Source organism: Oligella sp. HMSC05A10, from assembly GCF_001808335.1.
Lineage (GTDB): Bacteria > Pseudomonadota > Gammaproteobacteria > Burkholderiales > Burkholderiaceae_B > Oligella > Oligella urethralis.
In genome coordinates this window covers 1-21,305 of record NZ_KV792910.1, presented here as the reverse complement: position 1 = coordinate 21,305, position 21,305 = coordinate 1, and the positions used below count along the sequence as shown (strand labels likewise).

Sequence of the window (21,305 nt, the reverse complement as noted above, 5' to 3'; positions counted from 1 at the left end):
ATTATGCCACTAAAGCCTCTCTGACTTCAATTGGCGATTTCATGCCTAAGGACTGGTGTGGGCGATGATGGTTGTAAAATCTAATCCAATCCGCTAATACTCAATTAGCATGCTGTATGCTCTCAAAATGCTGACGGTGGACACATTGCTCTTTGAACGTACGAATGAACCGTTCAATCATGTCATTCTGTTGAAGGCAATGTGGCATGATAAATTCCTGGCGCAACCCGTAGCTTCTAACCAACGACGTATCGTGCTGTGAGGTAAAGATTAAGCCCTTGTCTGAGCGCAAGGTGAGTGGTCTTGTGACCCGTCCTAATGTCCCAAAATGATTAATTAACGCTTGCTCTAAGGCACTGCCTGCCATGTGCGCACGACCATTACGAGATAAATGCCATCTGATTAACTCTCGATGATGGCAGTCAATCACGAGCGCTAAGCTTGCCCAACCATCACGACCATTCCACACGAAGCAAAGGTCTGTAGCCACCGTTCCTTCAGAGACACAGCGTTCGAGGACTCTTCTCAACGCGCGGTCTAAAACCGATTCAACGTTTCCTAACCTGCCATCCCTTAAATTGAAAAATGCGCTGCACTGTGTTCTTATTAAAGCCAAGTAGTGCTGTCACGGTGCGATAGCCATAGGAAGGATTCTCTTCAATCAACTGCTTAATCGGCACCACCAAATGCGCTTGGACTTTGGGTGCTGCTTTCTTGACGGTCTGATAGTAGAACGTCTGGCATGGAACATTAAAGCAACGACAAAGCTTCGCAATCGATACCTCAAAGCCTTCTTCTTTTAATCCCTGCTGAATGGCTTTAATCATTTCTCTTCATTGATTAACAATGATTATCTGACTTCATCTCATTACTCATGGTCATATTTTCTCAACATTATCAGATTAAGAGTTGAGTAGCATTTCCTTGGTTTACACAAAATCTCATAAGGCTTCGGTAATTTCAACAAGTGTTTTTGAAAAAATTAATTTGTGTAAGCTTAAACCAAATGTATTGAGCTATTAGAAAGACAGTGTTTGTTAAATTGCAATGGAAAATAGGGTTTTTACCGTTCAGCCACAATTTTTTTGCATGCTATTGTCATGATTAGTTCAAGTCCATGAGTCTTTGATTGACTTGCATTTTATCTAAAAAAATATTTACAAATAGGGAGATAACTTGAGTATTGATTTAATCATGATTGCCTTTGTTGATGGGTTTTCATACGCAGGCTTACTTTTCCTCGTGTCGTTAGGATTAACGTTCATTTTTGGTGTGATGGGCATTTTAAATATCGCCCATGGAGCTTTTTATGCATATGGAGGTTATGCGGCAGCAACCGCTGTTGGATTGGCTTATTCAAAGACTCAATCGCCAGTACTGCTTTTGCTACTTTTGTTTTTAGTGGCGATTGTAGTGGGTTCTTTATTAGGTGCTATTTTTGAGTTGGCTCTTGTTAAAAGATCTTTGAAATACGACCCGATATTGAAGTTGCTCTTAACATTTGGAGCGTTTCTGATTTTAGAGGATCTGCAAAAAGCTATCTGGGGTGTGCAACCATACTCTGCAAGCCAAGTAGTAGGCAGTTTTGGCAATATTGAAATAGGGAATATTACTTATACCGTTTATCAACTCATTATTGTTCCCGCTACAGCTTTTTTAGCTTATTTGACATTGGTTTTCTTTTTACGAAAAACTAGGCTTGGGAAGCAGGTTGTGGCTATTACTCATGACCGTGAAGTGGCAACAACTTTAGGTATTAATGCCAAGAAAATAGCATTTGTTACTTTTTTGATTGGTGCGATTTTAGGAGTTTTAGGAGGGGCTTTAGCGTCACCTACAACTTCATTGGTTCCGGGAGCCGGTGCTGAGATGATTGTTTTATCATTTGCGGTTGTTGCAACGGCTGGATTAGGGCAAATCACGGGTGCTTTAATTGCGGCTCTGTTAATTGGAGTGGCACGTTCTTTTGCAATATATACAATGCCAGAAATTGAGGTGGCTGTTCCATACATCATCATGGTACTAGTTTTAATTATTCGTCCTAATGGGTTGTTTACAGTTGCGGAGACAAGAAAAATATGAGAGTTGCTGTTGTTAGTTTATTGTTGGCTATTATTGCGTTTATCGTCGCCTATTTAAATCCGTGGGTTGTGACCCCTTTAATTATCGGATTGACATATGGTATTGCAGCTTTAGGTGTGTCAGTTATGGCTAGAGCGGGGCAAATATCGTTCGGTCATGCCATGTATGCTTGTATCGCTGCTTATTCATTGGCGTTCATTTCTAGAGAGTTTCCTGGTGTAGACACAGTGGTATTGATAGTGGTTAGTGTGATTATAAGTACTCTTTTTAGTGCGTTAGTTGGTGTTTTCGTTGTTAAGTATCGTAGTATTTTCTTCGGCATGCTGAATCTGGCTTTAAGTATGGTTTTGTTTGCCCTTTTAGGGAAAATGTACGAGATTACTGGTGGTACTGACGGTCTTAGGATTTCTCGTCCAATGATATTTGGTATTGAATTCGAACGCACTCAATTTGAACTTGTTTTGTTGGTTATTGCCCTTGTGGGCTCTCTAGTCTTAGCTGCTGTAGTGCAACGTTATTTTAAGTCAGGTAATGGTGAGGCGTTATCGGCAATTAAAACAAATGAAACACGGTTGGAATATTTAGGGGTATCAGCTTATTCCGTTATGTTGAAAGGCTATATTTTATCCGCAGCTATTGTGGGGTTTTCAGGAGCACTTCTTGCGTTGATACAAGGGCTTGTTACTCCAGAAATAGGTATGTGGTTGCGTTCTGGTGAGTATGTCTTTATTACTATTTTGGGTGGAGCTGTGCATGCTGCTGGTGCCTTTATTGGCGCAGCAATTTTTGAAAGTGTCAAACTACTTTCGTCTGCTTATTTCCCTGAGTTCTGGCAAACGATTTTAGGTGTTACTCTCATTTTAGTTATATTTTTGGTGCCACGAGGAGTCGTTGGTGAGTTTATTAAACGTCAAGAAGACAAGAAGAGGGTTGGTTAATGAAACCTTTGGTAAAAACTGAACAGTTATCGCTGAAATTTGGTGGTGTGATGGGCGCCGATAATATAGATTTTGAATTATATGAAGGCGAGAGTTTAGCTGTGATTGGTCAAAATGGTGCAGGCAAAACGACATTTATTAATATCTGTACGGGTTTTTTAAAACCAGATTCAGGCAGAGTTTACTTTGATAATCAAGATATAACTGGTGTCTCTCCAAGAAAGATCGTTCGACTTGGATTGGGGCGTTCTTTCCAGCTACCACAACTTTTTACTGAGCACACAGTTAGAGAGTGTATTGAATTATCCACAGCAAGTAGGAATGGTAATTTGACATATTTTAAATCACTATTAAATGCTGTCGATCAAGAAGAAATCAATGAAACTTTGAGATTGGTAGGGCTGAATGGTGACGCTAATAAGTTGTCTGCTGATTTGCCAGAAGGGAAACGGAAATTGCTTGATATCGCAATGGCATTGGCTTTGCGTCCTAAACTTTTGATTATGGATGAGCCAACGAGTGGGGTAGCTGCGGAAGAAAAACACGGATTGATGACAATGATTATGGATGCATTGGCGGAAAGAAATGTGACAAGCTGGTTTGTTGAGCACGATGAAGAAATTGTAGAAAAGTATTCTACACGTGTTGCAGCATGGATTTCTGGACGTATCGTTGCAGATGGAACACCTGAAGATGTTTTAAGTAACCCGATGATTCGTTCAGAAGTTTTGGGAGAACAGTAAATGTTTAAGATTAATAATCTTAGTGTTGATCTTGCAGACACAAGTGTATTAAGAAATATTAATGTCGAATTTCCAAAGGCATCCACCATCGGGGTAGTTGGTCATAATGGTGCGGGAAAAACAACACTATTACGCACAATTATGGGTTTAACGACTATCAAAAATGGTGATGTTAGTCTAGATGGCAATCTTCTTTCTGAGAAAGAGGCTCATCAAAGAGCGTTTTTAAAGATAGGTTATGCGCCAGAAAACAGAGTAATTTTTCCCACATTAAGCGTTGAGGAAAACTTACGTTTACCTTGTGAGATTCAGGATTACTCTCGTGCCGAAACCAATTCAAAGTTAGAGGAGGTGTTAGAGGTTATTCCACAGTTAAAACCGTTACTTGAGCGCTCAGGTTCAGCTCTTTCAGGAGGTCAGGGAAAAATGGTTGCGTTAGGTCGAGCAGTAATGATTGGTGAAAGGTTATTACTTTTAGACGAGCCGTTTCAAGGCCTTGCGCCCAAATTGGGTTTTGAATACACAGAAGCGTTATCAAGACTAAAGCAAATAAGAGCTGATTTAACGGTAGTTATTACAGAATCAAATATTAAATTGCTTAGTGGTATTCCTGATCAGTATTGGCAGATTGAGCGTGGAAACATCACTAAGTTACAAGAGAAATATATCTAAATTGTGAAGGAGATAAGATGACACAAATGATAATTAATGGCAAAAAGGTTGACTCTGTATCAGGACGGGTTCTTGATGTATTGTCTCCAGTTGATGGTGAGAAGTTCTCAACTATTCCGAGGGGGGACGCTAAGGATATTGATTTGGCTGTAAAAGCAGCTAGAGAGGCTGTGGAGAACCAGTGGAAACAATTTAACGCAGCAGAACGTGGTCGTTTGCTCACGAAGCTTAGTTCTAAGGTTTTGGAAAATCTCGAGGAGTTGGCTCAACTTGAGGCGAAAGATACAGGCAAAGCAATAACTACTGCTAGAACCGATATCAATGTGTTAGCTCGTTATTTTGAGTTTTATGCCGGTGCTGCTGACAAGATCCATGGTGAAGTCATTCCATTTATGAATGGATATAACGTACAAGTTGTCAGAGAACCATTAGGAGTAACAGCTCATATCATTCCTTGGAATTATCCGGCTCAGATGCTAGGTCGTGCTGTAGCCCCGGCGTTAGCAATGGGTAATGCATGTGTTGTTAAGCCCGCAGAGGATGCATGTCTATCTGTTATTAAGGTGGCAGAGATGGCTTTGGAAGTCGGTTTTCCTCCTGGGGTATTAAATGTAGTGACAGGATTAGGTGAGGAGGCTGGTGCTGCGTTAGCAAAGCATCATGATATTAATTTTGTCTCATTCACTGGATCTAATGAGGTAGGTGTTTTAGTTCAACAGGCGGCAGCACTTAATGCTGTTAAATGCGTTTTGGAGCTTGGTGGTAAGTCTGCTCATGTGGTGTTTAAAGATGCTGATTTTAAATTAGCTGTTCCAACGATAGTCAAAGGGATTGTGGGTAATACAGGTCAAACTTGCACTGCGGGAAGTAGATTATTAGTTCAACGAGATGTTTACGATGAATTCATGGCTTTGTTGGCTGAAGAGTTTTCTAAGGTGAGAGTTGGTTCACCTGCTATGGATTTAAATTGTGGACCAGTGGTTAACAAAGCTCAATTTAATCGAGTTAATAAATACGTAGAGCAGGGTAAGCAGGAGGGTCTAGAGATTATCGCTGAGGGTGCTATAGATGAGAATGTGCCTACTAAAGGATACTATGTTGTACCCACGCTATTCAAAGCACATAATCATGATAGTCAGCTTTTTCAAGACGAAATTTTTGGTCCAGTACTGGTGGCTGCTCCATTCGATACAGAGGAAGAAGCAATCGAGCTTGCAAATGCCACTGATTATGGTTTGATGGGGGCTGTTTGGACCGAGAATGGTGGGCGCCAAATGCGAGTCGCAAAGGCAATGAAGTCTGGTCAAGTTTATATCAATGGGTTTGGAGCAGGAGGTGGAGTTGAGTTGCCTTTCGGTGGGGTAAAGAGAAGCGGACACGGTAGAGAAAAAGGGTTTATTGCTTTAGAAGAATTAAGCACAACTAAAACGATAATTCATTTCCATGGTTAAAAAGGTTGGAGATATTATGTTTAGATTAGATGGAAAAGTTGCAATAGTTACAGGCGCTGGTAGCGGATTTGGTGAGGGGATTGCTAAAGCTTACGTAGAAAGAGGGGCTAAAGTTGTTGTGGCGGATATTATTTTAGATGCTGCTGAACGAGTGGCGCAAGAGTTAGGGGAGAGTGTTAGGGCATTTGAAGTTGATGTTTCTGACCGTACTCAGGTTCAGGCTTTGGTTAAATTTACGAAAGACATGTTTGGATCTGTAGATGTTGTCGTAAATAATGCTGCTATTACTCATAAAAATCAACCCATGCTCGAAGTAGAAGAAGATGAGTTTGATAGGCTCTATGCAGTCAACGTCAAGTCAATTTACTTAATGTCTAAAGCAGTAGTGCCGGTAATGCGGGAGCAGAAAAGAGGGGTTATCTTAAATATCGGTTCTGTCGCAGGTATTAGACCTCGTCCAGGATTAACTTGGTACAACGGTAGTAAAGGAGCGGTAAACTTGCTTTCTAAATCAATGGCTGTGGAGCTTGGGCCAGATAATATTCGAGTTAATGCAATTTGTCCAGTGATGGGTATGACTGGTATGTTTGAATTGTTTACTGGGCTACCTAACACGCCTGAGAACAACGCAAAATTTCTTGGCACTATTCCATTAGGTAGGTTTTCAGAACCAAAAGATGTTGCAGCTGCTGCTGTGTTTCTAGCTAGTGATGAAGCAGAGTTTTTCACTGGCGTTGAGTTGCCCGTGGACGGCGGTAGAACAATATAAAAATAAATCAAACTATTAAGGAGGAGTTTCTATGAGGTTTAGAGCTGCAGTTCTTAGAGAAATGTCTACAGACTTGCCTTATAGTGCTAGTAAACCAGTGAGTATTGAGGAAGTCTCAGTAGATCCGCCTGCTCAAGGGGAGGTACTAGTTAAGATACGAGCGGCTGGTTTGTGTCACTCAGACCTTTCGGTAATAAATGGAGATCGTCCTAGAGGGCTTCCTATCGTTCTTGGTCATGAAGCATCGGCTGAAGTTGTTGAGTTAGGTGCTGGAGTGAAAGAGTTGTCTGTTGGCGATCATGTGGTTTTAGTTTTTGTTCCAAGTTGTGGTTGTTGTCTGCCTTGTTCTGAGGGCCGACCAGCCCTTTGTGTACCGGGTCAAAAAGCTAATTCCGAAGGTACGTTGCTTGGAGGTGATAGGCGTCTTAGATCCCAGAGCGGTGAGGTATTGAATCATCAAACAGGTGTTTCATGTTTTGCAGAATATGCGGTGGTTTCAGCTCGTTCCTGCGTGAAAATAGAGAGAGATTTAAGTCATAGAGAGGCGGCCTTGTTTGGTTGTGCCGTTCTGACAGGCGCAGGTGCCGTCATTAATCGTGCAAAGGTTAAGGCTGGAGATACCGTAGCTATTGTTGGTTTGGGAGGAGTGGGCTTTAGTGCTTTATTGGCTGCAGTTGCTTCAGGCGCTCGTCGAATAGTGGCAGTTGATTTAAGTGATGAAAAATTGGATTTAGCTAAGAAGATGGGTGCTACCCATGCGATAAATCCCACTTACTTTAATAGTCCGGCTGAGCTATTAGATGCAGCTGGTGGTGGTGTGGACTATGGATTAGATATGGCAGGAGCAGTTAATGCTTTTGAGACAGCGCATAATTTAACAAAGAAAGGAGGGGCTACTATTACTTCAGGTTTACCAAATCCAAGAACTAGTTTTGCCTTATCTTTGGTGCAATTGGTCGGGGAGGAGAGAACAATTCAGGGTAGTTACTTAGGTTCAGGTGTCCCAACACGTGATATTGAAAGATATATTGACTTATATCTAAATGGTAGGTTACCAGTCGATCTGATGATGGGCAAGACATTTAGCTTGGACTCTATTAATGAGGCTTTCGATCATCTTGCGTCTGGTAGTAGTTTAAGAGATGCAATAATTTTTGATTAAAAATTGGAGACAAAAATGATTAAAAATAAAGTTTTAAGTGTGTTGGGTACTGCTGCGTTGCTAATGTCCATGACAAACGCTTTCGCTCAGGACAAACCTGCAGAATTAAAAGTTGGTATTTCAACTTATTTATCAGGTTCGGCTTCTGTATTTGGTATTCCTGCTAAAGAGGCAGCTGATATGATTATTGAGAATATTAATTCATCAGGTGGTATCGATGGAGTGAAAATTGTTCCGACTTATATTGATGAGGGTGGTGGGAGTGAAAAACTGCTTTCAGAATATAGGCGATTAGCTGAAGGCGGGACGAGGGTTATGTTGTCAGCGATTTCGAGTGGTCATTGTAATATTGTTGCTCCAGTTGCTGAAGATCTTAAGGTTTTGAATATTTTATGGGACTGTGGGACTGAGAAGGTATTAGAAGAGAGGGAATATAAGTATGTCGTACGGACACAGGCAAATGCAACTTCTGAAATGGTGGCAGCAGTCCTATACTTACTTCAACAAAAACCCGACTTCAAGACTATCGCTGTGATTAATCAAGATTATGCTTGGGGTAGAGACTCTAGGGATATTTTCTTGAATACATTGAAGCGCTTTAAGCCTGATGTAAAGGTTGTTGCTGAAATGTTCCCTAAGTTTGGCGCCCCAGATTTTTCTACAGAGATTAGCCGTTTATCAGCTTTAAAGCCTGATGTTATTTTATCTACATCTTGGGGTGGAGATTTAGATAACTTTGTAAGACAAGCATCCCAAAGAAACTTGTTTAATAACTCGACATTTATTTTGCCATTGGCAGAAAGCTCTCTTGAACGATTAGGAGCAAGTTTGCCAGAGGGAGTTATGATCGGGGCTCGCGGTGATCATTATTTTCTCCATCCTGAAACTAAAGATGACGAAGCGCATGCTGCGTTTGTGGATAAGTTCCGTAAAAAAACAGGCTCCTATCCCATTTATTCAGTCTATCACATGGTTCAAGCCTTACAAGGTCTTAAAGCCGGATATGAAAAGGCCATTGAAAATAATAGTGGAGCTTGGCCAAGTCCTGAGCAAGTTGCAGAAGCCATGCATGACATCAGTTTCAAAGGTTTTGGTCGTGAATTAACAATTAATAGAGCAGATGGACAAGCTTATGAAGCACAATTATTTGGAACCACAAAGAAAGTGGACGAGTATCCCTTTATGATTTTAGATGACATGATAATTTATCCTGGTGAGCCTCTAACGGCACCTGTAGGTGTGAAAACGCAAGCTTGGTTAAAAACTTTAGATGATTCGATATTGGTCGGCGACGAATATAAGACATATAGTCACGAATAAAATTGATTGTGTGATGATTTTTTAATTGTCTAGTTATAGGTAAGGGCGGCATACATTTATGTTTCAGCCCTTTCTATAGCTATAAGGTATTTAGCACTCAACTTTTATTTGAAATAAAGTGTGCAATGAGAGTGTTTGTAACTCATTATATAGTTGGGTTATTCCTGATTTCTTTAATTTTGAGAATACATATACTGAAATGTATTCATTTATATAAAGTGCTTTGCATTACAGTAGGTGCTATTGGTAAAGATAAAGATTTTTGTATAAAGAAATTACTAACAATGCGTAAAAGGCTGTTAGATTCCGCTGTGGTGACAGATAAAAGCGTTTGATAACTACAGTGATACTAGTAACAACATAGGAGAAGTGTGTATGAGTAAGAAAATGAATATCATTTCGAGTGCTTTATTAGCTATGACTCTCACTACAACTACGGTCGCTGCTGAAGAAGTGATTAAAATTGGTGCAGTTTTGCCGATGACAGGCAATTCAGCGGTGTTTGGTGAGAAATTCCAACAGGCTTATACAATGGCTCTTGATGAGATTAATGCTGCTGGTGGAATTAAAGGTAAAAAGCTACAGTTAGTCATCGAAGACTCACAAGAACGCCCTCAAATTGGAAAGACAGCAACAGAAAAGTTAGTTTCTGATAAGGGCGTTCTTGTTCTGACAGGTGGACGATCCTCTGGGGTTACTTTGATTGAGGCGCAAGTTGCTGAAGAGAATCAAATACCATACTTGATTGATCACGGTTCAAGTGATCTTGCCACGCGATCAGGTTATCAATATGTATTCCGCATGAATCCTACTTCAGGAATGTATCCGACTACTCTAAAGGCTTATTTTGATGAGAATCCACCACAAAAGGTAGTACACATTAATGTAGACAATGCTTTTGGTGAGGCACTGTATGAGTACGGGTTAAAAGACTATATTAAAAAGACAGGTATTGACTATACAGCAATAAAATATAAGGCGGGCGAGTTGGATCTTAAGCCAATTATGGTACGCGCAAATAATGCTAATCCCCAGGTCGTTATTATGACTGCAGGCGATGATAATGATGCAACACAACTGATTAAGGCGGCAAAGGAGGCGGGGTTGTCACCGGAAATGTTTGTTGGTACTGGTGCGGGTCATTCGATACAGGGGTTTGCAGAACAGGCTGGTTTGTTATCTGAAACAATCTTAACAGCAGGACCATGGCATGGAGATCGTAGTCAAGAGGCATTCCAAGCGTTTCATAAGGGTTTCACAGAGAAATATGGTCACGAACCTGGTGAACATGAGGTAGAAGGTTATGCCGCAATGTACGTATTAGCAGATGCTTTGGAAAGAGCAACGAGCTTTGATCGCGAATCTGTACGTAATGCTTTAGCAGAAACAGATTTGAACACAATTTTTGGTCCTATAAAATTTGAAAATTTTGATGGTTATACAAATCAGAATCGGGCTATAACAGATCTTTCTCAATGGATTGATGGAAAAATGTATACAGTCTATCCAAATGATGTTGCGCAACGCAAGATTGAGAAATTCAAAGGTTGGGACTGATTAGTCAATTAGATTAGTAGGAGTAGCTGAGAATGATTCAAACTCTTTTTGATGGGTTAATGATTGGCGGTGTGTACGCTAGTATTGCGTTAGGTCTTACTCTTATATTTGGTGTTATGAGAGTAATAAATATGGCCCATGGTGAATTCGTCATGATTGGGATGTTCGTAAGCTACTTCACTTTTAGAATATTTGGAATAGATCCTTTTGTAAGTATTATATTTACTACGCCAGTCTGTTTTTTTATCGGGTACTTTCTTTATAGTTTTTTTGTATCAAAAGCACAAAAAGGGAGCGAGGAAAATACTTTAATGTTAACTGCGGGAGCAAGTATTTTACTTGTTAATATTGCGGCTTTACCTTACTTTCTGGGTCCTAACTATTCGCGCCTGACAGGTGAATCGCTTTATTGGGAAAATAAGATTTTAGTAATAGGTGGTATAACTTTTAATGCATCACTTGCTGTGGGTTTTTTATTGACAATTGTATTGTTCCTTTTATTAACACTTTTTCTTAAGAAAACTGATACGGGTTTGGCAATGCGTGCCGCAGCGCAGAAGCCAATGGCAGCACGAATAGTGGGCATTAATGTGCCATTTATTTCAGGGGTGACTTTTGGTTTAGGATCGGTTTATGCTGGTGTAGCAGGCAGTGTTCTCTCTACTACTTATCCAATATATGCGAGTATAGGTTCGTTATTTTTAGTCAAGGCTTTTGTCGTTGTTGTATTAGGAGGAATGGGAAGCATTCCAGGGGCTGCGATCGGGGGACTTATATTGGGTATCACAGAAAGTTTTGGTGCAACTTACATACCTGGCGGTACCGCCTACCGTGATGTATTTGGGTTGGTTCTATTCCTTATAGTCTTGTTATATCGACCTCAGGGTCTGTTTGGTAGGAAGGTGTAATTGATGAAAGCCACTCTTGTTAGTGCTATAACCATTGCGGTAATTATTGCCATCGCTGTACCGTTTTTTGCTGATATTCATATTTTTTCTATCGCTATTACGGTATTAATTTGGATAATGCTTGGCCACTCATGGAATTTATTAGGAGGTTTTGCAGGTCAGGTTTCTTTTGGTCACGCCATGTTTCTCGGTGTTGGTGCCTATACATCAATGCTGTTAGTTAATTTTTGTAATTTAGATATGGCTATTTCATTATTTCTGAGTGGTCTACTAAGTGCTGTTTTGTCTTTAATAGTTGGTTTTTTAATATTTCGATTAAAGGGACCATATTTTGCATTAGGCACACTTGCTTTTGCAGAGATTCTACATATTGTTGGACGGAATATGAAGCATATTACTAATGGTGGAGAGGGTATTATGCTAATGAATCGACCTACATTTCTTGGGATCCAGATATTCACTAAAGAAGAATATTTTTATTTAGCTTTGTTGCTAGCTGTTTTAATAACTTTATTTATTTCCTTTTTGATGCGAACAAAGCTTGGTTATAGCTTTATTGCTGTTCGTGAAGATCAGGATGCTGCTGAGGCTATGGGAATGAATTCAGTAGTAATAAAGAGCAAGGCATTATTAATTAGTGCTTTTATAGCTGGTCTAGCGGGTGGATTTTACGGTTTGTATAATAAGTTCATCGATCCAGATATGACCATGAGTGTCCATATGTCAGTAGAGATGATATTCGTAACGGTGTTGGGAGGCATTGGTACTATCATTGGCCCAATTATAGGTTCTACAGTGTTGATTTCGATGCAAGAATATCTCAAGAGTTTGGAGTTGCTTCAGGCCTTCCCTTCACTTTATTTAATAGTCTACGGTTTATTAATAATGTTCGTTATTGTTTACCTACCTGGAGGTTTAGTTGAAGGATTACAAAGAATACGAACGATAGTCAAGGGGAGGTTTTGATTTATGTCGAATCCTACGCTTAAGGTAGAAAATCTAACAAAACGTTTTGGTGGTTTGACAGCCGTAAATAACGTGTCATTCGAGGTTAAGAAGGGTGAGGTTTTAGCTTTAATTGGACCTAACGGTGCTGGTAAAACCACTTGCTTTAATATGATTGCAGGTTTTATGTCTCCTTCCTCAGGTAAGGTGATTTTTAATGGGCAGGATGTTACCGGTCAAAAACCATTTGTTTTGAATGCTCAGGGACTGGCCCGTACATTTCAGGTTGTTAAACCACTACCAAAGTTGAGTGTATTTGACAATGTCATGGTTGCATGTTTATCAAAAAGCAAGAACATTAGAGTTGCACGAGACAAGGCTAGTTTAGTAATGGCTAAGACTGGTTTATCGGATATTTCAGAAACTATGGCCGGTGCATTATCAATTGGTAATCTGAAGAGGCTTGAAGTCGCAAGAGCCTTAGCAACAGAACCTTCTTTGTTATTGATGGATGAACCTATGGGTGGACTAACTCCTCCGGAGGTAGAGCGTGCTATTGAACTGATACATGAAATTAATCAACAAGGGGTATCTGTTGTTATTATTGAGCATATCATGAAGGCCGTTATGGCTGTAGCGGAATCGATTGTAGTATTGCAAAACGGAGAAACTATCGCGAGGGGTAAACCGAATGAAGTCGTACGAGACCCTCAAGTGATTAAAGCCTATCTTGGGGATGGTCATGTTGGAAGTAACTAAGTTAAATAGTTTTTATGGAAATGTTCAGGCTGTATGGGATGTTTCACTTGAAGTACATAAAGGAGAAATTGTTGCGATTATTGGAACTAATGGTGCTGGTAAAACAACAATTCTACAATCAATTGTTGGATTAGTCAGGAAAGCAGGTAGTATTAAATTTGAAGGGCAAGATATTACTACTGTTCCTGCGCATCATATGGCTGCGTTAGGTATTGCATATATTCCGGAGGGTCGAGAAGTTTTTCCTGAAATGACTGTTTTGGAAAACTTGGTTATTGGTGGTTATAACAAACGTTCTCGTGTCACTCGTAAAGAAATGATTAGTCATGTTTTAGATGTGTTTCCACGATTAAAGGAACGGATAAATAATCTTGCAGGAAGTTTGTCGGGCGGAGAGCAACAAATGTTGGCAATTGCTCGAGGGTTGGTTTCTCAACCCAAGTTGATGCTACTTGATGAGCCATCATTAGGAATTTCGCCTATTTTGACTGAAGAGATTTTTCAAAAAATTGTTGATATTAAGAAAGAAACGACGATTATTTTAGTTGAACAGCATTTACATCATGCATTGGCAATATGTGATAGGGGTTATGCTATAGAGACAGGTCGTGTATCACTTGAAGGGACGGGGTCTGAATTGCGTGACGATCCACAAATACAGCAAGTGTATCTTGGTATGTGAGTGGTTAAAAAATAGCGAAGTTGTTAGAGGTTTTTATCATAGATCCAGTTATTTTGCTTAGGTTAAGTACAGTTGCATGATTTGTACCAAGCAACTGTCTTACCAAGAGGGTTTTTAATTTATTTCTCGTTTGCGTAATAAAGACAAAGCGGTGTCTTCGATCATGTCTTCTTGACCACCAACCATTCCTCGCCTACCCATTTCTACTAAAATTTCACGGGCGGGGATACCAAATTTTTGTTCAGCGCGTTTAGCAAATAACAAAAAGGAACCATACACACCAGCATAACCCAAGGTTAAGGCATCGCGATCTACTCTAATTGGGAAGTCCATGATAGGAACTACCAAATCTTCAGCTACATCCTGAATACGGAAAACATCAACACCAGTTTCGATACCCATTAGGTCTAATACTGCGACTAATACCTCCATCGGAGTATTACCTGCCCCAGCACCTAAGCCGGCGGCAGCGGCGTCAATTCGATTTGCGCCAGCCTCAAGAGCTGCGACGCTGTTTGCTACACCCATTGCTAAATTATGATGTCCGTGGAAACCTAATTCTGTTTCTGGGTTTAGTGCATCTCGAACAGCCAATAATCGTTCTTTGACAGTGTTAGGTAATAAGTGCCCTGCAGAGTCGGTTATGTAGATGCAGTTTGCGCCGTAGTTTTCCATAAGTTTGGCCTGTTCTACTAGTCCTGTTGGGCAGTTCATATGGCTCATCATTAAGAAGCCAACGGTATCCATACCAAGTTTACGACCCAGAGTAATGTGTTGTTCTGCTACGTCGGCTTCGGTGCAGTGAGTCGCTATCCGAATGGTGCTAACGCCCAAGTCATGAGCCATGTGAAGATGGCTAGTAGTTCCAATTCCTGGAATTAATAAAGCGGATACTTTTGCTTGTTTCAGTTCAGGGATAACTGTGCTTAGGTATTCCTCGTCACTGTGTGCAGAAAAGCCATAGTTTACTGACGCACCACCTAAACCATCGCCGTGTGTGACTTCGATTAAGGGGACTCCAGCTTCGTCAAGCCCTCGAGCAATGCTACGCATTTGCTCTAAAGTGATTTGATGACGTTTAGGGTGCATTCCATCACGTAGCGACATGTCATGCAAAATAATTTTGTGTTTACTCATTACGCAATCCTTTTTAAAGAGGGTGTCATTGTTTGGCAAGCAGGCGCTCAGCAAACATTTCAGCTGTACGCGCTGCTGCCGCAGTCATGATGTCCAAATTACCAGAGTATTTAGGTAAATAATCGCCAAGTCCTTCTACTTCTAGGTAAATAGAAACACGATTTCCGTCAAATACAGGTCCATTAACTAAGCGATAACCCGGAACATATTTTTGTACTTCGGTTATCATGGCATGCACCGATTCGGTGATGCGTTCTTCATCTGGATCGCCGTCCGTCAAACAATGAACTGTATCACGCATAATTAAAGGTGGCTCAGCAGGATTTAAAATGATGATGGCCTTACCGCGGCGAGCGCCACCAATTCGCTCTACCGCACCTGCTGTCGTAGTCGTGAATTCATCTATGTTTTTACGAGTGCCAGGACCAGCGGACCGAGACGAGACAGTAGCAACGATCTCAGCATATTCAACAGGCTGTATTCGTGATACAGCATGAACTAAAGGTATTGTTGCTTGGCCTCCGCAGGTCACCATATTTACATTTTGTGTACCAGCCTCCATTAAGTCTTCTAGATTAACAGGGGGTACGCAAAAAGGACCTATTGCAGCTGGCGTTAAGTCAATCATCATGACACCATACGGTGTTAGTTTGTCAGAGTTGTTTTTGTGAACGTAAGCACTGGTTGCGTCAAATACGATTTGAATGTTATCAGTTTCTACGTGGGGTAATAAACTATCTACACCTTCAGAAGTGGTTTTTAAGCCTAGTTTGGCAGCGCGTTTCAGACCGTCCGATTGTGGATCCACTCCCACCATCCAAACTGGCTCTAAAACAGGGCTACGCATCAATTTGGCAAGTAAGTCTGTACCGATATTGCCAGGTCCAATAATAGCGGCACGAATTTTTTCAGTCATGTATCTCTCCAAAGTGAAACAAAAGAAAAAGTGTGAATAACGATCGCTATTTTCAATCGATTAAGCTTAAGGGAAAAAGCGAAAACCACGGAATATATGTGAATAGTAACAACATCAATAGCATTGCTATGAAAAACGGAACTGAGCCACTAATAGCTTTTTCTAAGCTGGTTTCGCCAACTCGGGAGCCAACAAAAAGGTTGACGCCGACAGGTGGTGTTACTAAGCCTATCGCTAAGTTAACGATCATCACAATTCCAAAGTGAATTGGATCGACTCCCACTGCTGTGACTACAGGAAGCAAGATGGGAACCAAGATAATGATGGCTGCCAAGGTTTCCATGAGCATACCTACTAAAAGGAGAAATACGTTGATCAGCAATAAAATAAGGATAGGGCTATCGGTGATGTGCACGATGTAATCAGCAATCATGAATGGAATACGTTCGATGGCTAACATGCGTCCGAAGATGGTGGCGGTACCTACAATTACAATTACTGTTGCTGAGGTTAGTGCAGAGCCCGCTATCACACGGTATAAATCTGACCATTTTAATTCTTTGTAGATAAAAACGCCGACGATAAAGCCATAAATAACACCAACGGCTGCAGCTTCAGTTGGAGTGAATGCCCCACCGTAAATCCCGCCAAGAATAATAACAGGAACTAATAAAGCCCATTTAGCATCCCAAACTGTTTGGAAGATCTCTTTTGATGAGTAACGTTTATCAGAGCCTTTGTAACCTTCTCGACGCGCATTGATATAAGCCGTAAAAATTAAGGCTATTCCAATCATTAAGCCAGGAATAATACCAGCTAGGAATATTTGTGTGATGGAAACGTTGGCAGAGACCGCATAAATAATCATAGGAATACTAGGAGGAATGATGATTCCTATGCTCCCAGCAGAGGCAATCAGGCCGATAGAAAAGCCTTTGTCATATCCCGCCTTTGCCATGGCGGGTAACATCAGTCCCCCAATAGCTGCAACAGTTGCAGGACCAGATCCTGAGATAGCTGCAAAGAACATGCTAGTCACTATAGCAATAATTGCAAGACCACCTGTGTAACGACCGAAGAAAATGCTTGCCACGTTCAGTAGTCGTCGAGATAGCCCTCCTTGCCCCATCAGGTCTCCCGCTAAAATAAAGAAAGGGACGGCCATTAAAGGAAAGGAGTCGATTGATGTGACGAGGCCTTGGGCGATAAAGCTACTATTTACTTTTCCACTGTAAAGTAGAGCTAAAGCGGAAGAGAGACCAAGTGAAATTGCAACAGGTACTCGAAGTATTAAAAGCAGGATGAAGCAACCAAATAGCAAAAATGAAATCATGATTGCCTCGCAAAACGTATTGTTCGGATTTCTTGTGTTATTTTTTGCAGTAGCCTCAAAATAACCAAACCAAAGCCTACAGTGGGAGCTAAGTAGATATATCCCATAGGAATATTAAGTGACGATGAAGTTTGCCCAAACTTGAAAACTTTCATACTTAGCAAATAACCTTCTTTCATTACTATAATTGCAAAAAAGATAAACACAAAGTGTGAAAGAATGGCGGCGTATCGTTGATAAGATATCGGTAGACGGTTAGTTACGATTTCAACATAAATGTGTGCGTTTTCACGTACGCCATAGGACACACCCAAGTAAGTAGCCCAGATAAAACAGTAACGAGCAAGTTCCTCAGACCAAGTGAGCGAGTCATTGAGTACATAACGCATAAAAACTTGCGCGCCAATTAATATGGTCATGATTGAAAGTAACAATACCAAGATACTTTCTTCTAAGTGCTTGTTTAGAAATTTAAACATGAAGAAACCCTATATGCTGTTATGGAAGGTTGCAGCCAGGTGGGCAAGTATTTCTTGCCCATTAGAGAAAACAATTTATTTAGTTTGTTAGGCTGAAACTTTAATGCTAACGATTGGCTTCTTTAACGATGCGATCAACGATGTCATCACCGATTTTTTTCTTTACTAATTCGTGTACTGGGCCCATGCGTTCGGCAAAGACAGCAAGTTGCTCAGGTGTTAACTCAGTGATTGTCATATTAGGCATATTAGCGATGGCTTTAGCATCAGCTTCTTGTGCCTGAGCGCGTTGGAATTCTGTAGTTTTCTTAATAGCCTCATCAAAAATAGCACGGTCTTCGTCGCTGAAACGATTGTAAACATCAGGGTTGATCATGACAGGCCAGGGGGAATATACATGATTAGTTTTAGTGATGTGATTCTGTACTTCGTAGAATTTCATATCGTAGAACAAATTGATAGGACCTTCTTGTGCATCAAAAGTACCTTGCTGTAAGGCAGTAAATAACTCACCAAAAGCTAGAGGCGAGGGATTGGCGCCAACTTCTTTCCATGCTGCAATGTGTACTTCATTTTCCATGGTACGCATTTTCATGCCTTTTAAGTCATCTGGTGTATGAATGATTTTTTTATTGTTTGTTAATTGTCGGAAGCCGTTCTCCCAAAAGGCTACAGCCTTAATTCCGACTGACTCTAGGCTTTTAAGCAGATGTTGACCTATTTCTCCATCCAGGATGCGATAAACGCTTTCACGGTCTTTAAATAAGAATGGAATGTCTAACGCAAAGAATTCTTTGTTGAAATTACCTAGCACGGCGGAAGAGGCAAAAGCCAAATCTACGTTTCCTAACTGGATACTTTCTACTAGTTCACGCTCACTGCCCAATTGTGAATTTGGGAAGATTTCTACAGTGATGCGACCTTTGGTTTTTTCAGCTAATTCTTTGCCTAAAAATTCGAAAGCAGCATGTCCAGTACTGGTGTTAGATGAAGCGTGACCTGCTTTAAGGACAGTATTAGCATGAGCTAAACTAGCAAAAAGTGATGCGCATAGGCCTAAGCTTACAACTAGTTTGTGTTTACGAAATAAGTTTTTCATGTTTAAAGTCTCCGAGTGTTGCTGATGTCGCAAGGGTTAGAAGTTCAATATATGACTGCAAAGTCATTTGCATGTCATTATTGTTGCTTAATTGTTATTGATGACGAAATTATATTGTCAGTGGTAAAATTTTTCAATAATTTTCAACTATTGATTTTTATTCTCAATAAATGAGAAATTAGAGAGGACGTAAAGGTGAACGATAAAACATTGATTATTGAAGTGTTATGCAGCATTCTTCCTACAGAAGATTTGTTGGTTGGTGACGACATCAGTGAAAAATATCATCAGGATTGGAGTGGAGAAAAGGGTGGTGAGATCAGTGCGGTTGTGATGCCACGTAATACTGAAACCATATCGAAAGTTTTGAAAACTTGTAATGAGCTAGGATGTCCAGTCGTTCCTCAAGGTGGCTTGACGGGTCTTGCAGGGGGCGCAACACCGGTCGAGGGTTGTGTTGTTATATCCATGGAGCGGATGAAAGGCATTATAGAAATTGACGGTGTTTCTGGCACGATGACAGTATGGGCAGGGACACCATTACAAGTAGTGCAAGAGGTAGCGGAGGAAGCTGGCTTCTTTTTTGCACTAGATCTTGGAGCGCGGGGTTCATGTCAAATTGGGGGTAATATTGCTACTAATGCGGGTGGTAATCGTGTGATTCGTTATGGTATGACCCGTGATTTAGTGTTGGGGTTGGAGGTGGTTTTAGCTGATGGGACGATACTACCCATGTTAAATAAAATGGTTAAAAATAATGCCGGTCCAGATTTAAAGCAACTATTTATCGGTTCCGAAGGAACATTAGGTATTATCACTAAAGCCGTAGTTAAGTTGCATCCAAAAGTTAACGGCGCCAATACTGCCTTTGTGGCGTTAGATAATTTTACTGGTGTGGAACAGTTGTTGGTTTATGCGCAACAGCAGCTTTCAGGTCAAATCAGTGCTTTTGAAGTTATGTGGCAAAGTTTTTATAAAGAGGCTGTGACCGAGGAGGGTATACGTGCCCCGTTGTCTTCTGATTATCCAGTTTATGTATTGATGGAACAACAAAGTGCCAATCCATCTATGCAATCCGGACAGTTTGAAGCTGTGTTAGAGTATGCATTAGAAAAAGGATGGGTTATTGATGCGGCAATAGCGCAGACTCATTCTGATGCAGAATCTTTTTGGAAATTAAGAGATTCAATTGCAGAATTGTTGCAAAGGTACGCTCCCACGATTAATTTTGATATTTCTTTCCCAATCTCTAGTATTGGGCATTGTGCAGAAATATTGAAAGAAATAATGAATACTCGTTTTGTGGGTATCCGTGCGATGTTTTTTGGTCACGTGGGCGATGGAAATATCCATGTGGTAGTAGGACCTGTGCCAGATGATACAGTGGCTTTAGAGATTGAGGCGGCTTTCTATGAGGTTGTACGTGAGAATAATGGTTCTGTGTCAGCTGAGCACGGTATTGGTTTACATAAAAAACCATGGTTATCTTATAGTCGGAGTTCAGCTGAGATACAAGCCCTGAAATTAATGAAGCAAGCTTTGGACCCGAAAAACATCTTGAATCCAGGAAAAGTTCAAGATTAAGAGTAAGCTAATTTTCCTTAAGGAGTGAAGAATCACCTGTCTTCGTCACTTATTTTCGTGGGTAACCCAATCATTACTTATAAATCAATAGCTTAGTAAAAATAAGGTCATTTTTGGGTGACCCGCAGGTGTTAGTATGTTCCTTTGAGAGAAAAAACAAACCAGGATCCGTTAGTATTCAAATACTTAGCAAGGAAAATAGCTGAAACCGACTGATTAAAACGATTGGTTGCGCCACCGAGCGTCCAGAGATTGAGCACTTAAAAGCCAAAGCAAGGCAACTCATGGACAGCTAGAAACTCCAACTGAGCTTTGAGTTTGAGGTTCATGAAGAAGACAGTAAATCCTTAGTGATCGTCTCTTCGTTTCAGAACAATTAAGTACAGCTGATTGGGCCGGAACTTATCTTTGATCGTATTTACGATGCGATTGAGTTTAATCTCGTGCAGGACGAGCTGTTTCGGCACTTGGTGATTGCGCGCTTAGTTTACCCATTGAGTAAATTTAAAACCGTTGATTACTTATTGAAATACCGAGGTGTTAAGCTTGAGATCAGTGCGATTTATCATTTCCTTGAACGCTTGGCAAATTAGTATCAGCCACTGGTAGATCAGATTGCTTTCGAGCGTACCAAGCGGATGTAAGGTGATCAGATCAGCGTGGTTTCTTATGCCATGACGACCCTGCGCTTTGAAGCAGAAGACGAGGGCGATCTATGTTAAGTCGGTTTCTCTGCTCTCTATGTCAGGATAGTTGTCACCCTCTAAAT

Annotated in this window: 22 protein-coding genes; 14 read left to right on the top strand and 8 right to left on the bottom strand. The window is 40.7% G+C overall.

Annotated elements, in window-relative coordinates:
* Position 1 precedes the first annotated feature (1 nt).
* The 3 genes from HMPREF3144_RS12005 to HMPREF3144_RS11845 are packed head-to-tail and all read right to left on the bottom strand — an operon-like array spanning position 2 to position 827.
* Positions 2-85 (bottom strand): transposase, encoded by an 84-nt coding sequence (locus HMPREF3144_RS12005; RefSeq protein WP_141742730.1) that lies wholly within the window; start codon positions 83-85, stop codon positions 2-4.
* Between the two features lie 15 nt (positions 86-100).
* Positions 101-490, bottom strand: coding sequence for a DDE-type integrase/transposase/recombinase (locus HMPREF3144_RS11850; RefSeq protein WP_371441266.1), 390 nt, complete (start codon positions 488-490; stop codon positions 101-103).
* 58 nt (positions 491-548) lie between these two features.
* The gene (locus HMPREF3144_RS11845) at positions 549-827 is read right to left on the bottom strand and encodes a hypothetical protein (protein WP_246823901.1); all 279 of its coding nucleotides are present in this window, start codon (positions 825-827) and stop codon (positions 549-551) included.
* 349 nt (positions 828-1,176) lie between these two features.
* On the opposite strand from HMPREF3144_RS11845, the gene HMPREF3144_RS05190 reads away from it, so the two are divergent.
* The 13 genes from HMPREF3144_RS05190 (at position 1,177) to HMPREF3144_RS05130 (ending at position 13,988) form a co-directional block, all read left to right on the top strand.
* Positions 1,177-2,082, top strand: coding sequence for a branched-chain amino acid ABC transporter permease (locus tag HMPREF3144_RS05190; protein ID WP_070476784.1), 906 nt, complete (start codon positions 1,177-1,179; stop codon positions 2,080-2,082).
* A complete protein-coding gene (locus tag HMPREF3144_RS05185) occupies positions 2,079-3,020 on the top strand; it encodes a branched-chain amino acid ABC transporter permease (protein ID WP_070476782.1) in 942 nt (313 codons plus the stop codon). Before HMPREF3144_RS05190 ends, HMPREF3144_RS05185 begins: the two co-directional genes overlap by 4 nt.
* On the top strand, positions 3,020-3,763 hold the full coding sequence (locus HMPREF3144_RS05180) for an ABC transporter ATP-binding protein (protein ID WP_070476780.1): 744 nt from the start codon (positions 3,020-3,022) through the stop codon (positions 3,761-3,763). Before HMPREF3144_RS05185 ends, HMPREF3144_RS05180 begins: the two co-directional genes overlap by 1 nt.
* Entirely contained in the window at positions 3,764-4,435 is a 672-nt protein-coding gene (locus tag HMPREF3144_RS05175; RefSeq protein ID WP_070476778.1) for an ABC transporter ATP-binding protein, read from the top strand.
* Between the two features lie 17 nt (positions 4,436-4,452).
* The gene (locus HMPREF3144_RS05170) at positions 4,453-5,886 is read left to right on the top strand and encodes an aldehyde dehydrogenase family protein (RefSeq protein ID WP_070476776.1); all 1,434 of its coding nucleotides are present in this window, start codon (positions 4,453-4,455) and stop codon (positions 5,884-5,886) included.
* 16 nt (positions 5,887-5,902) lie between these two features.
* Positions 5,903-6,655 carry an SDR family oxidoreductase gene (locus tag HMPREF3144_RS05165; protein WP_070476823.1) on the top strand — a complete coding sequence of 251 codons (753 nt, stop codon included), beginning with the start codon at positions 5,903-5,905 and terminating at the stop codon, positions 6,653-6,655.
* A gap of 31 nt (positions 6,656-6,686) precedes the next feature.
* Positions 6,687-7,817, top strand: a complete 1,131-nt coding sequence (locus HMPREF3144_RS05160) for a zinc-dependent alcohol dehydrogenase family protein (RefSeq protein ID WP_070476773.1) — start codon at positions 6,687-6,689, stop codon at positions 7,815-7,817.
* Positions 7,818-7,832: 15 nt separating this feature from the next.
* Positions 7,833-9,137 (top strand): ABC transporter substrate-binding protein, encoded by a 1,305-nt coding sequence (locus HMPREF3144_RS05155; protein WP_083290392.1) that lies wholly within the window; start codon positions 7,833-7,835, stop codon positions 9,135-9,137.
* 375 nt (positions 9,138-9,512) lie between these two features.
* Positions 9,513-10,694, top strand: a complete 1,182-nt coding sequence (locus HMPREF3144_RS05150; RefSeq protein ID WP_070476770.1) for an ABC transporter substrate-binding protein — start codon at positions 9,513-9,515, stop codon at positions 10,692-10,694.
* A gap of 32 nt (positions 10,695-10,726) precedes the next feature.
* The gene (locus HMPREF3144_RS05145; protein WP_070476768.1) at positions 10,727-11,602 is read left to right on the top strand and encodes a branched-chain amino acid ABC transporter permease; all 876 of its coding nucleotides are present in this window, start codon (positions 10,727-10,729) and stop codon (positions 11,600-11,602) included.
* A 3-nt stretch (positions 11,603-11,605) separates the two neighbouring features.
* The gene (locus HMPREF3144_RS05140) at positions 11,606-12,568 is read left to right on the top strand and encodes a branched-chain amino acid ABC transporter permease (protein WP_070476766.1); all 963 of its coding nucleotides are present in this window, start codon (positions 11,606-11,608) and stop codon (positions 12,566-12,568) included.
* Between the two features lie 3 nt (positions 12,569-12,571).
* Positions 12,572-13,306, top strand: a complete 735-nt coding sequence (locus HMPREF3144_RS05135) for an ABC transporter ATP-binding protein (protein WP_070476764.1) — start codon at positions 12,572-12,574, stop codon at positions 13,304-13,306.
* Positions 13,290-13,988, top strand: a complete 699-nt coding sequence (locus HMPREF3144_RS05130; RefSeq protein WP_210394297.1) for an ABC transporter ATP-binding protein — start codon at positions 13,290-13,292, stop codon at positions 13,986-13,988. Before HMPREF3144_RS05135 ends, HMPREF3144_RS05130 begins: the two co-directional genes overlap by 17 nt.
* A gap of 114 nt (positions 13,989-14,102) precedes the next feature.
* On the opposite strand, the gene dmpG is transcribed toward HMPREF3144_RS05130, so the two are convergent.
* From dmpG to HMPREF3144_RS05105, 5 genes are all read right to left on the bottom strand, one after another.
* On the bottom strand, positions 14,103-15,125 hold the full coding sequence (gene dmpG / locus HMPREF3144_RS05125) for a 4-hydroxy-2-oxovalerate aldolase (RefSeq protein ID WP_070476760.1): 1,023 nt from the start codon (positions 15,123-15,125) through the stop codon (positions 14,103-14,105).
* Positions 15,126-15,150: 25 nt separating this feature from the next.
* Positions 15,151-16,041 carry an acetaldehyde dehydrogenase (acetylating) gene (locus HMPREF3144_RS05120; RefSeq protein WP_070476758.1) on the bottom strand — a complete coding sequence of 297 codons (891 nt, stop codon included), beginning with the start codon at positions 16,039-16,041 and terminating at the stop codon, positions 15,151-15,153.
* A gap of 52 nt (positions 16,042-16,093) precedes the next feature.
* Positions 16,094-17,374 (bottom strand): TRAP transporter large permease, encoded by a 1,281-nt coding sequence (locus tag HMPREF3144_RS05115; RefSeq protein ID WP_070476756.1) that lies wholly within the window; start codon positions 17,372-17,374, stop codon positions 16,094-16,096.
* Positions 17,371-17,853 carry a TRAP transporter small permease gene (locus HMPREF3144_RS05110; RefSeq protein WP_070476754.1) on the bottom strand — a complete coding sequence of 161 codons (483 nt, stop codon included), beginning with the start codon at positions 17,851-17,853 and terminating at the stop codon, positions 17,371-17,373. Before HMPREF3144_RS05110 ends, HMPREF3144_RS05115 begins: the two co-directional genes overlap by 4 nt.
* A gap of 106 nt (positions 17,854-17,959) precedes the next feature.
* Positions 17,960-18,952: a TRAP transporter substrate-binding protein gene (locus HMPREF3144_RS05105; protein ID WP_070476752.1), complete on the bottom strand. Its 993-nt coding sequence runs from the start codon at positions 18,950-18,952 to the stop codon at positions 17,960-17,962.
* A 195-nt stretch (positions 18,953-19,147) separates the two neighbouring features.
* On the opposite strand from HMPREF3144_RS05105, the gene HMPREF3144_RS05100 reads away from it, so the two are divergent.
* Positions 19,148-20,536, top strand: coding sequence for an FAD-binding oxidoreductase (locus HMPREF3144_RS05100; RefSeq protein ID WP_070476751.1), 1,389 nt, complete (start codon positions 19,148-19,150; stop codon positions 20,534-20,536).
* Positions 20,537-21,305: the final 769 nt, after the last annotated feature.

Coding starts and splice junctions, on each gene's coding strand:
- HMPREF3144_RS05160 (WP_070476773.1), top strand. CDS start 6,687: ATGAGGTTTAGAGCTGCAGTTCTTAGAGAAATGTCTACAGACTTGCCT.
- HMPREF3144_RS05105 (WP_070476752.1), bottom strand. CDS start 18,952: ATGAAAAACTTATTTCGTAAACACAAACTAGTTGTAAGCTTAGGCCTA.
- HMPREF3144_RS05165 (WP_070476823.1), top strand. CDS start 5,903: ATGTTTAGATTAGATGGAAAAGTTGCAATAGTTACAGGCGCTGGTAGC.
- HMPREF3144_RS05155 (WP_083290392.1), top strand. CDS start 7,833: ATGATTAAAAATAAAGTTTTAAGTGTGTTGGGTACTGCTGCGTTGCTA.
- HMPREF3144_RS05130 (WP_210394297.1), top strand. CDS start 13,290: ATGTTGGAAGTAACTAAGTTAAATAGTTTTTATGGAAATGTTCAGGCT.
- HMPREF3144_RS05175 (WP_070476778.1), top strand. CDS start 3,764: ATGTTTAAGATTAATAATCTTAGTGTTGATCTTGCAGACACAAGTGTA.
- HMPREF3144_RS05150 (WP_070476770.1), top strand. CDS start 9,513: ATGAGTAAGAAAATGAATATCATTTCGAGTGCTTTATTAGCTATGACT.
- dmpG (WP_070476760.1), bottom strand. CDS start 15,125: ATGAGTAAACACAAAATTATTTTGCATGACATGTCGCTACGTGATGGA.
- HMPREF3144_RS05140 (WP_070476766.1), top strand. CDS start 11,606: ATGAAAGCCACTCTTGTTAGTGCTATAACCATTGCGGTAATTATTGCC.
- HMPREF3144_RS05135 (WP_070476764.1), top strand. CDS start 12,572: ATGTCGAATCCTACGCTTAAGGTAGAAAATCTAACAAAACGTTTTGGT.
- HMPREF3144_RS05185 (WP_070476782.1), top strand. CDS start 2,079: ATGAGAGTTGCTGTTGTTAGTTTATTGTTGGCTATTATTGCGTTTATC.
- HMPREF3144_RS05110 (WP_070476754.1), bottom strand. CDS start 17,853: ATGTTTAAATTTCTAAACAAGCACTTAGAAGAAAGTATCTTGGTATTG.
- HMPREF3144_RS05145 (WP_070476768.1), top strand. CDS start 10,727: ATGATTCAAACTCTTTTTGATGGGTTAATGATTGGCGGTGTGTACGCT.
- HMPREF3144_RS11845 (WP_246823901.1), bottom strand. CDS start 827: ATGATTAAAGCCATTCAGCAGGGATTAAAAGAAGAAGGCTTTGAGGTA.
- HMPREF3144_RS05115 (WP_070476756.1), bottom strand. CDS start 17,374: ATGATTTCATTTTTGCTATTTGGTTGCTTCATCCTGCTTTTAATACTT.
- HMPREF3144_RS05120 (WP_070476758.1), bottom strand. CDS start 16,041: ATGACTGAAAAAATTCGTGCCGCTATTATTGGACCTGGCAATATCGGT.
- HMPREF3144_RS05170 (WP_070476776.1), top strand. CDS start 4,453: ATGACACAAATGATAATTAATGGCAAAAAGGTTGACTCTGTATCAGGA.
- HMPREF3144_RS05180 (WP_070476780.1), top strand. CDS start 3,020: ATGAAACCTTTGGTAAAAACTGAACAGTTATCGCTGAAATTTGGTGGT.